Source organism: Spirochaetota bacterium (genome assembly GCA_034190085.1).
Classification (GTDB): Bacteria; Spirochaetota; UBA4802; order UBA4802; family JAFGDQ01; genus JAXHTS01.
On the sequence record JAXHTS010000020.1, the window covers coordinates 1 to 10,416 of the forward strand.

At 39.6% G+C, this 10,416-nt stretch carries 7 protein-coding genes; 4 read left to right on the forward strand and 3 right to left on the reverse strand.

Going from position 1 to position 10,416, the window contains the following annotated elements; all coding sequences use genetic code 11:
- On the forward strand, positions 1-223 hold a 223-nt coding region (locus SVZ03_04215; GenBank protein ID MDY6933411.1), incomplete at its 5' end, for a hypothetical protein.
- Between the two features lie 829 nt (positions 224-1,052).
- Positions 1,053-1,946, forward strand: coding sequence for an alpha/beta hydrolase (locus SVZ03_04220; GenBank protein ID MDY6933412.1), 894 nt, complete (start codon positions 1,053-1,055; stop codon positions 1,944-1,946).
- A gap of 320 nt (positions 1,947-2,266) precedes the next feature.
- Here SVZ03_04220 and SVZ03_04225 read toward each other — a convergent pair whose 3' ends face one another.
- Positions 2,267-3,796, reverse strand: a complete 1,530-nt coding sequence (locus SVZ03_04225) for an NCS2 family permease (GenBank protein MDY6933413.1) — start codon at positions 3,794-3,796, stop codon at positions 2,267-2,269.
- A 133-nt stretch (positions 3,797-3,929) separates the two neighbouring features.
- Here SVZ03_04225 and lpxI point away from each other — a divergent pair, with 133 nt between their 5' ends.
- A complete protein-coding gene (gene lpxI / locus SVZ03_04230; GenBank protein ID MDY6933414.1) occupies positions 3,930-4,733 on the forward strand; it encodes a UDP-2,3-diacylglucosamine diphosphatase LpxI in 804 nt (267 codons plus the stop codon).
- Positions 4,734-4,793: 60 nt separating this feature from the next.
- A complete protein-coding gene (gene lpxB, locus SVZ03_04235; protein ID MDY6933415.1) occupies positions 4,794-5,927 on the forward strand; it encodes a lipid-A-disaccharide synthase in 1,134 nt (377 codons plus the stop codon).
- A gap of 23 nt (positions 5,928-5,950) precedes the next feature.
- Here the strand turns inward: lpxB and SVZ03_04240 are convergent, their stop codons facing one another.
- Together SVZ03_04240 and SVZ03_04245 are read right to left on the reverse strand one after the other, a co-directional pair.
- Complete coding sequence (locus SVZ03_04240; GenBank protein MDY6933416.1) at positions 5,951-8,056, reverse strand: molybdopterin-dependent oxidoreductase; 2,106 nt, start codon at positions 8,054-8,056, stop codon at positions 5,951-5,953.
- Positions 8,057-8,155: 99 nt separating this feature from the next.
- Positions 8,156-10,416: sucrose synthase (locus tag SVZ03_04245; GenBank protein MDY6933417.1), on the reverse strand; the 2,261-nt coding region annotated here is incomplete at its 5' end.

The following is a 10,416-nucleotide window of genomic DNA, read 5'->3' on the forward strand; positions in this document are numbered from 1 at the left end:
CCAAATAATAAAAGAATATTACAATTACTTACCTACAATTTACGAAAAGGATATATGGATAAAGGCGGGGGAATATTCTTATAAAAATAAACTAATTCAAAAAGGAGTAGGATTAATAGATACTGTAATATGTATGTCAGCAGTAATAAATAATGGTAAAATTTGGACTAATGATAAAAAAATAAAAAATAGTATCTTTAAATTATTTATATACGAATTTTAATTCAATATCAGCTAATCGAGTAGCCAAGGGGTTCTCCCCCTCAGCCCCAGGGCTGCCTCATGCTATTTTTTGCGCTAGGACTGCCCTTGCTGGGAATCCTACCTAAATCCCCCAAAGAGGGACTTTCTGTGTATTACTCCGATTTTTATTCAGCGTTACCTTTATCCGCGTTGTTACGCTATCGATATCATTCAATTGTCATTATAGCGTTATGAGATTTTTCCATTAGCAGAGCCTGCGCCTGAGCATACAGGTGAATGACATCAGTTAACTGTCACTCCTGTGAATACAGGAGTCTATAACAAATAGAATCATGATGAGATTCCTCCATTCACAGGAATGACATAGTCTATCCCTACCCTCCAGTTTATGAGCAGTTAGTAATAAAGAATAATAGATTATACAATCTCCCTGCGAAGGATATTCGACAATTGGTGAATTATATATTTGTCTCACTTATGTTACCAGACAATTAACAGATGTTCGCAATTCGACATCCCCTTTAGGCCATTGATAGCAGAGGAAGATGCATGATTTTCTTTTGACTCAAGAAGGGTAGGAATAATATTAAATGAATCATCATACAACTTATGAAAGGTTGCTATTGATTCAATAAAGTTTTATATGGATGCAATCTTTTCTAAATGCTTTTGGCTTGACGGATTTGTTTCTATATGGTTTGTTTCTTTGAATTCAAAGCGGTTCATCCCTTTATTAATATTTTCCAAAACGCTGATGTTTGAATAACTGCTTTGAGCATCAATGAAATAAGGATATGCTCCCTTCAGGGGATTAATATATAATCATGAAATTAAATAGGATATAAATAATGGTTGAAGCTGATTTCTCAGATAAAGCAACGCCAAACTCCCGTTTTTATTATTCACAGAGGTTGTGTCTGCACTTTGTTGATTGGGGCAATGAGCACAAGCCCCTTCTCCTTTTAATTCATGGAGGGAAGGATCACGCTCGTAGTTGGGACATGGTTGCGAAAAGTTTACACAATGAGTATCACATCATAGCTCCGGACCTGCGCGGTCATGGCGATAGTTCTTGGGCTCCGGGAAGCATGTACTCCCTTCTTGATTCTGTTTTGGATATAGCTAGACTAATAGAGCATTTAGGGGCCTCTGACACATCGATCATTGGCCATTCATATGGCGGCGCTGTAGCAATTTTGTATGCTGGATTTTATCCTGAGCATGTGAAAAGACTCGCGGTGATTGAAGGGCTTGGGCCTATGACCAGAAGATTCGCAAAATCAGAAGATGATCCCCTATGGAAGCGCGTGAAGAGATGGATTGAAGCGACTCGAAGGATGGAGAACCGAACCCAATATCGTTTTTCATCAATTCAAGAGGCTGCTGAACGAATTCGAACTGTTATCACATCACTCTCCGCTGAACAGGCCGAACATATCGCAAATCACGGACTTAAACAGAATGATGATAATACCTTCAGTTGGAAGTATGATGATTGTTCACGAATACTCTCACCTCTCCAATTTAATGCTCATGAAATCCGCGAGATTGAGAGAAGGATTGATTGCCCAACCTTATTTCTCTATGGCGCCAATGGCTGGGCTGGTAATCCGTTAAGCGATAACCAAGCTCACTCATTTCGCTATGCACAGAGTATTTGCATACCCGAAGCCGGACATTGGCTACATCATGATCGTCTCTCACTATTCCTCAATACAGTGCGAGACTTCCTTAATGATTGAGGTTTTCTGTTATTCGGCATCACATTATAGTTGGCAAATGTGAGGATTAGGATTGAAAATAATAACTAAGGAGATGTTGCATAGGTTGAAGGGATTGAAGACTCACTCAGGTTTGCTCCCTCCCAAAAAATAATTCATAAGATAATAATTGAAATCAATTTCAGGACAAATTATAATATGTTTCAATAATCTATGACTCGCTTCACACCTTGTGAAAAACTTTATTAAGATTCGACATTAACAAATGATATAGTGATTAACCAGATGAGTGATCAAGGAACATCCGCTGCACGAAAAGAGAACTGACACAATTGGCATTCTCAACTATTTCTCGAACCTATTTTATTATAGAAGTAAACCATTAAAAGCACTAAACCAAAAATACTATATCCCATTGGAATTTGGCCGGCCATGCCTATACCAATGTCAGTTGAGTGGATAAAACCAAAATAGGAACATATAATCAGAGGTATAGTCCAGTAGAATGACAAGAGATACTTCTTCTCGATAAGATACACAACCACCGCGGTTAAAAACATTGCTGAGAGAAGGGGACCTTCGGAAAATGAAATGATGCCCTTGAGATGTGGCAGAACATTAGAGATCATGTTATTCACCTCAAGAGTTGAGTATTTCCCATCCGAGTTTATGTATTGCTTAAGAAGTGAAAGACCCCAAGCAGAGATTGCGGGAAGCAAACCGAAGGCAATCCCAGGCGCATGTTCCTTTGGGGTGGTCTGAAATGCCTGGGCTGTTATTACCAGACCAATCCAGAGTAGTATTGGGTATCCCGCCTCCAGGGGGATTGAAGAGGAAATAACGCTCATAAGTCCTGTGAAGCATATAAGGCTTACAATTGCTCCGTTTATTATGGAATATCCTGCCCGGGCTCCAAGACCTTTCCATCCCGGATGACCAATATATACTGTAGTTGGGAATGGAGAACCGAAGAATGAACTAATTACAGTGCCAATGCCATTCATTGCCAGGGAAGGCATAGCTCGATAATTATCGCCCGCTGCGGACGCGGATTCAATATTCTGCAATGTCCCCAAAAAGCTCATTATTCCCATTGGTATGGCAACACCAAGATATGGAAGGATGTCCTTTATCCCTGAAAAAACCGCAGAAAATGCAAATCCAGGAGCAAAAAGTGACAGATCTTTAGTTGACCTCATCATCACATCCTTATCCATTGCACCTATGCTCCAGGCAATAATAGAACCTATTATAAGGGCATACAGCCCCGCTGGAATCCTGAATGGCAGCTTGGCATGAGAGAAATATTCAATAAGAATAAAGGCTAAAGGAACAAATGTGATTAAAGGCTTGTCCCATATTGGAAGGGTGTGATTTAGAGCTATGAATACAATTGCTATTCCAGAGAGAGTAGAGAGCAGTGCTCCTCGTGGAGATATACTCCTAATCTTTTCTCCAACAAAGGCTCCAAGACCTTCAAAGATACCGCTTACAAAACAGCATGCCACACCCACCTTCCAAGCAAAATAGGCATCATTTGTTTGAATATAAACCGGAACAATGATGAAAGAGAAGAAGGCTAAAAGACTGACTGTATTGATGCCATATGGAAGGGCAGTAACATTCGCCCTCCCCTCCCTCAATGCGAGTTTTCTTGCCTGATAGGAATAAAAAATATTCCCTGCAAGTACTGAAAGGGCTGTCCCAGGAAGGATTTTCCCAAAGACAAGCTCCCTTGGCATGCCTATCTTGAGGCAGAGTCCTGTTATCAATAGAAGATTGACAAGATTATCAATAAATAGACCAATAAAACCATCAATATCTCCCCTGACAAAAAGTCGGAAGTGAAATTGATTATTGTCATTACGCATTTTTCACCTCTATTGATAATTAATATTCATACTGTTCATTGCTTTTTCCTTGCCAAAATGATGTTGATTTATATTATTTTCAAGGAATTTTCAAACAGGTTTGAAGTTAAAATTATAGATATCCATATAAAATATGAACAAAGATAGAATAGCGATACTCGCTGGGGATGGTGAATTGCCTGTAATACTTGCTGGCCGATTAAGTGAGCAAAGTAAGATTAAGGTAATCATAGTGTTGCAGGGATTGAAGAAAAGATTTGAAAACTTTAACTGCATGGTTTTGGGAATAGCACATGGACAGGTTACAGAAATATTGAGGCTTTTGTCAGAAAACAGAATAAACAAAGTAATAATAATTGGGAAAATCGATAAAAGAGGTTTTATACAGAGAAAGGGATTTGATGAAAACACACTCAAGATTATTCAAAACATGATGGATGGCAAGGATCTCACAATTTTTCAATCAATTCATGATGTGCTTGAAAAAATTGGTATTGAAATATTACCTCAAGATTTATATCTAAATGATATGATTGTTGATAAAGGAATATTAACAGAGCTATACCCAACAGAAAGAGAGAATGAAGATGCAATATTTGGAATGGAATATGCCAAACAACTGGCTACGATGGACATTGGACAGACAATAGTAGTGAATAACAAAACCATCTTAGCTGTTGAGGCAGCGGAAGGCACCAACGATGCCATTAAGAGGGGCGGTCTAATCGGGAAGCATGGCTCCGTTGTATGCAAAGCAGCAAGAAACAATCAGGACAGGAGGTTTGATATCCCAGCGGTTGGCATACAAACAGTAAGAATTATGTCAAAATACGGATGCAGTCTCCTTGCCCTTGAAGCAGGAATGATTCTCTTAGTGAACAGGGATGAGGTTATTGATTATGCAAATAAAAAAAAATTAATCTTAATGGGCATGTGACTGGTTTTTTAAAATTATGGAATTATATATTAATAGAGCAAAATCGGCAGGGAAGCATTAATGAATAAAAAGATATTCATAATGGCAGGCGAAGCAAGCGGCGATCTTCATGGCGCTATGATTGTGCGCTCACTTAAGGGACTGGATAATCATATAAATTTTTATGCTGTAGGCGGACCGGAATTGAGAAAGGAAAGCGTTTTTCTGTTATATCGATCCGCTCAATTTGAGGCTTTTGGTGTCGTGGAACCACTCTTCAGGCTACACTTCTATAGAAGAGCCCTCATAGATATTACCACATTCATTCATAAAGAAGGAATAGAAACAGCAATCCTCATAGACTCCCCTGGATTCAATCTGTTGCTTGCCAGAAGATTAAAGCAGGATGGCATAAGAGTCATCTATTACATCTCTCCTCAGATTTGGGCCTGGTATTACTCACGCATAAAGCGAATAAAAAAAGCTATAGATGCAATAATAGTCCTCTATCCCTTTGAGGAGGAGATATACAGGAGAGAGGGAATAAAATCATTTTTTGTAGGAAATCCTTTAGTTGATAAGGTGATGGAGGGTTTAGAAAAGGGTGATAGCATCAATGTCAAAGTAAAAAAACCCTGCATATGCATTATGCCTGGTTCAAGGATTTCTGAATTAAGAAGGCATCTGTCTCCAATGCTGCAGGCTGTTGTAAAACTGAAGCAAAGATATAATGCTTCATTTCTTATTCCCCTCCTTAGTGAAGAGGCGGAGGCCTTTGTGAAGGAGGAAGTTAGAAAACTAAAAAATAGCGAAATCGAAATCAATCTTGTAATTGATAACACCTATAAAGCCATTGAAATGGCAGACCTTCTCATCGTCTCTTCCGGCACAGCCACTCTTGAAGCAGCAATCATAGGAAAACCTATGGTTATTGTCTATAAAATAGGTTTAATCTCTGAGATCATTGCACGAATTCTGGTAAAAGTTGATCATATATCACTGGTGAATATTGTAGCCGGGAAAAGACTATGCCCGGAACTCCTCCAAAGGGATGTTAATGGAGAGAGGATATATGAAGAGGCATGTAAAATACTCGACAATAGAGAATTATACAAGAATATGATAGAAGACCTAAAAGGGTTGAAAGAAAAGTTAGGACAACCAGGGGCTATTGGAAGAATTGCAAAATTGATTTTATCGCTTATTGGCGAGTGATTATTGTTATCGTATATATTTTATTACATAGGAGCAACCTCAACCAAGACCGAGTGTGTGCGTGAGCCCTTACTCGGTTCAGTGGGTTCAGTGGAAGTAAGCACATTTACTGATCCTGATGTTTCGATCCCTGATGAGTCAAAGGAAGGCCATATGCCCTCTTGAAGGCACACAACACCCTGCATAATGTCTTCAGTGATATACGCATTGATTTTCACACTCCCCTGTGGGCTTGTGATTAAGACTTTTTGTCCGTTATTTATGTTTCGAATAACGGCATCTGCTGGATTCATCCATAATTCATGTCTCTCCCGTTCTCCAGATAAAGGGATATTGCTATATTGTGAGTGTATCCTGAATCTCGATTTGGGGCTTATTAGCCTGAGCGGATAATCGTTATTTGGCTCAAGTATTCTAACCTCTGGTATTGGCGAAAAACCTGTCATACCAAAGGATTCGGAAAAGATCTCAACCTTTCCAGATGGAGTAAACAGAGGATTAGCCTTCGGATCTGCAATAAAATCAGAAAGCCCAACCCGTAGTTGATCTTTCCCATAATATATCCCAGTTCTCTTAAACTCATCATAGTCAGCAATCTCAGAGGAAGCGACAAATTCATTCAACCATTCCTCCTCATCCTTCCCTTCAGTGAACTCATCGCCAAATCCCAATCTATAAGCGAGATCAGAGAATATATCATAATCATTTCTGCTTCCATGCAATGGTTGAGATACCTGATTGGAAAAGAGCAGGTAATTGCCTCCTGAGAAAACGATGTCCTGCCTTTCAAGAAAGGTTGTAACTGGCAAAACGATATCGCAGTATCGGGCAGTTGGTGTTAGGAAGTAATCATGACATACTGAAAACTCAACTTTTTCAAAGGCTCTGATACTCTTATGAATATCGCTGCCCTGTACTATGTAATTGCCACCTACATTATAGATAGCCTTAATATCACAGGGATAACCGCCCTTTTCTCCTTCCAATATTAAATCAGGCCAGAGGTATGTTGAAACAGATTCCTTGATGGGATTTGAATTAGTTTTGATCGCTTTTATCCTTGGGCGAGGAAGGGTGCCCCATGTAATTGCGCCCGAAGAACCGCCCATTTTCCCGAAATTTCCAGTAGCTATCTGTAAGACAATAGGCATACGAACAGCCTCTTCTCCACCAATAGTTCTTTGAATAGAAAGCCCTGGAAGAAGGGCTGAAGGTTTCGATCTTCCATAAAGTTTAGCGAATTCAGTTATTATTGAAGCAGGTGTACCACAAATCCCTTCTGCCCAAGAAGGGGTTTTTGCTTGTTGTTCGTCATCTCCTATTCCAAGCACATATCTCTTGAGTTCGTCAAAGCCAAGGCTATATTTTTCAATAAACCTATCATCTATTAAATTTTCCGTAATAAGCACATATAACACCGCCATCATCATGGCTGAATCAGTGCCAGGTCGAATGGGAATCCATTTGCTAGCCAGTTTGCGTACTGATGATGATCTTCTAGGATCAATGACAACTACCTCGGTTCCCTTTTTTTTGGCTTCATATATATAGCCATACAATTCACATCCGAATTTGCAATCAGCAATATTTGCCCCCCAGAGGATAATCATCTTCGAGTTCAGCAGAGTGCCGGGGTCTATCCCGGTCCATGGCATTCCAATGATACGAGGGATGGTAAATTCTGCAGCACCAGCGCTATAAGAGCCATAGGTACTCGTATAGCCTCCAAATAGGTTTAAAAATCTGAAGGTCAGTCGTATGGTGTTATGCAAGGCCCCACGGCAGGCGCCGGAACCCCCCAGTGGTAGTATGGCTTTGTTTCCATATTTTTCTTTAATTGAGTTCAGTTTGTCAGAAATAATATCAAGCGCCTTATCCCATTCCACCTCTTCAAAATTTCCAGAACCCCTGACGCCAGTACGCAAGAGGGGCTTCTTTAATCTCTCTGAAGAATAGAGTACTCTTGGCATCTGGAATCCCTTGATGCAACCAGTCATATACCTGCCCCCCAAAGGATTGTTGGCAATCTTTATCACTCGCCCATCCCTAACATAAGCCAATAGTGGGCATCCACCCCCACAATCCTTGTTGCATGAAACAGGTATTTTTGTAATGTTGGAATCTGTCATTAAATTAAATACTCACTTATGTATAACATTTATACTCAATCTAAAAAAAAATAGGATAGAAGTATTGTATATAGGTAAGAGGATAAGGGATGGCGAACTCTATAGAGATTCAGCCCTTTCTTTAAAGATGAAGTTATAGATTAAATCATTGTATTTGTGCATCTTAACCTTCTCTTTTCCAGATACAGAATACCTCCAGAATCCGTAAATTTTAGCAAGATTAAGCAGTCTTTCGCTGTATAATTTCCATGTAAAGTGTTCCTTGACCCTCTTAATGCCATTCTCGGATATGAAGTCCCAGTGTGATTTATCATTAAAATATCTTTTAATAAAATCTTCAATACCCTCTGCTATCAGTTGAGGGCTGCTAGTATTCAACAGAAATCCACTGGTACCATCTTCAATGATCTCAAGCGGACCGCCGAATATTGGACCGAATGTGGGTAGTCCTGAAATCATTGCCTCGAGGATGGTAAGCCCAAAGGCTTCAAAATGAGCAGGTTGAACAAATATTCCCCTGTAGTCAGCGATGATCCTATAAACCTCGCCAGTATCGATCTTGTTTATGCTAGGCATCCATCTTACATTATTATAGAGATCGTACTTATCTATGAGATGGTAGGCTTTTCTTATTTCCTCCTGCTCTTCAATATCCTTTGACTCCTCAAAATGTGTTGTGCCTGCGGCAAATATTAAATTACAGTTTTCCCTAAGCGTTTCACTTATGCCATAAGCCTCAATCAGCCCAGTGATGTTCTTTATTCTGTCGAGCCTGGCCATGGTGAAGATCGGTATTTTATCAGGATACTTAAGCTCTCCATAAATATCATTGGAATTTTCCTGAAAAATTCTCTTTTTCCATATATTAGTCTTGTTTTCCACCCTTTTGTCTTTTAGATAATAGGGGAAATATAATTTTTCCTCTACTCCAGGGGGTATAATATTAAACTTAGGATCAAATAGGTTTATACCGTTTTGTACCTGAAGCAACCCTGGCATGGTAAAGAATTGGTATGATTCATACTGCCCCATGGACTCCTCTGTGCCGGCTATCTCCTGATAGGTGCTTGAAATAATAAAATCCGACCTGTTCATCGAAATAATATCCGCCGCAAACTGTATGGAGAAATGATAATCATCCTCATAGTCATTCCAATACAGATCGGAAAAGAGATATTTGGTCTTTTCAAGAGCATGCGCAATGGTGCATTGGGTAATATCAAGCCTCTCTGAAATAAGTGATGATACAAGGTTCCCGTCTGAATAATTGCCTATTACAAGGTCTGGCCTTCCTCTGAATTCACTAATAAGCTGTAGTGTTGAATCTTCAGCAAATTGTTCTAAATAAGGCCATATTTTAAAACGGGGTATCCAGTGATTTACAATATTATGATCTTTATCCTTAAAGGGGACTCTTAATATCCAGCAGTTGTCTGTCTGATGAATTTTTTCCTTTCTAAGATTGCATGTTGTATCCTCTGCGTCAGGTATGAATCTTGATAATACTATTATTGCAGGTATAATATTTAGACCAGCCAGTTCAATCTCCTGTTTCAGCTGTTTCTCCAAGGCCCTCACCTGATCAAGTATATATATCACCTGCCCCCCTGTATCGGGCCTGCCTAGCACATTCTCTTGGCCAAACCAGCCGTGAGGAGATATTATCGCTATCTTTGATATGAGAGGCATTGGGACTCGTGAAAGGAATTGCTCCAACAGAATATCTGTAGGTTCATTTAAGAGATCAATCAAAAGCTGCATTGTTCCAAGAACTCTGCCTACTGTATTACCCCATCCAGACTCAAAGCCAGCCTCTTTCATCCTTTTCTCTACAAGGGAAAAGGGAGCGTCCGAGTGTTCCTTTCCCAGCCATTCTGTTACAGCCTGAATTCCATTGTAGAATTGATCAAATTCAGTAAGAATTGAGCCATTGACCAGGAGCTGCTCTCCATTATGCTTGTGGAGTCTGATAAAATTGAAGAGTTTTGCGTTCCATTCATCAGGTCTGCTGAATATGTTGCTTGAAAGATATCTGTTAAGATATCTTATGCCGTTTCCAATTGTTTTAGCATCCTTAATAGATGGTGAGTAATCGTAAAAGGGCATATAATCGATATGGAGATGCTTGCCAACAGGCTGTTCTCCCAGGATATAATAATCTTTTTGATCAATATACTCGGATGATCCTATCTCCTCAATAACCTCACCGTCAACACGGAGGATGTAGAAGCGGTACTTGGCAATTGCAAACCTGAACATGAGCGCTATATGATCATCACGAACAAAGAGCTCCTGGACTCTACGCAAAAAAAGGGCTATTGAGGAATTTTCCATAAATTCTTCTGTCTTCTCACTCGCTA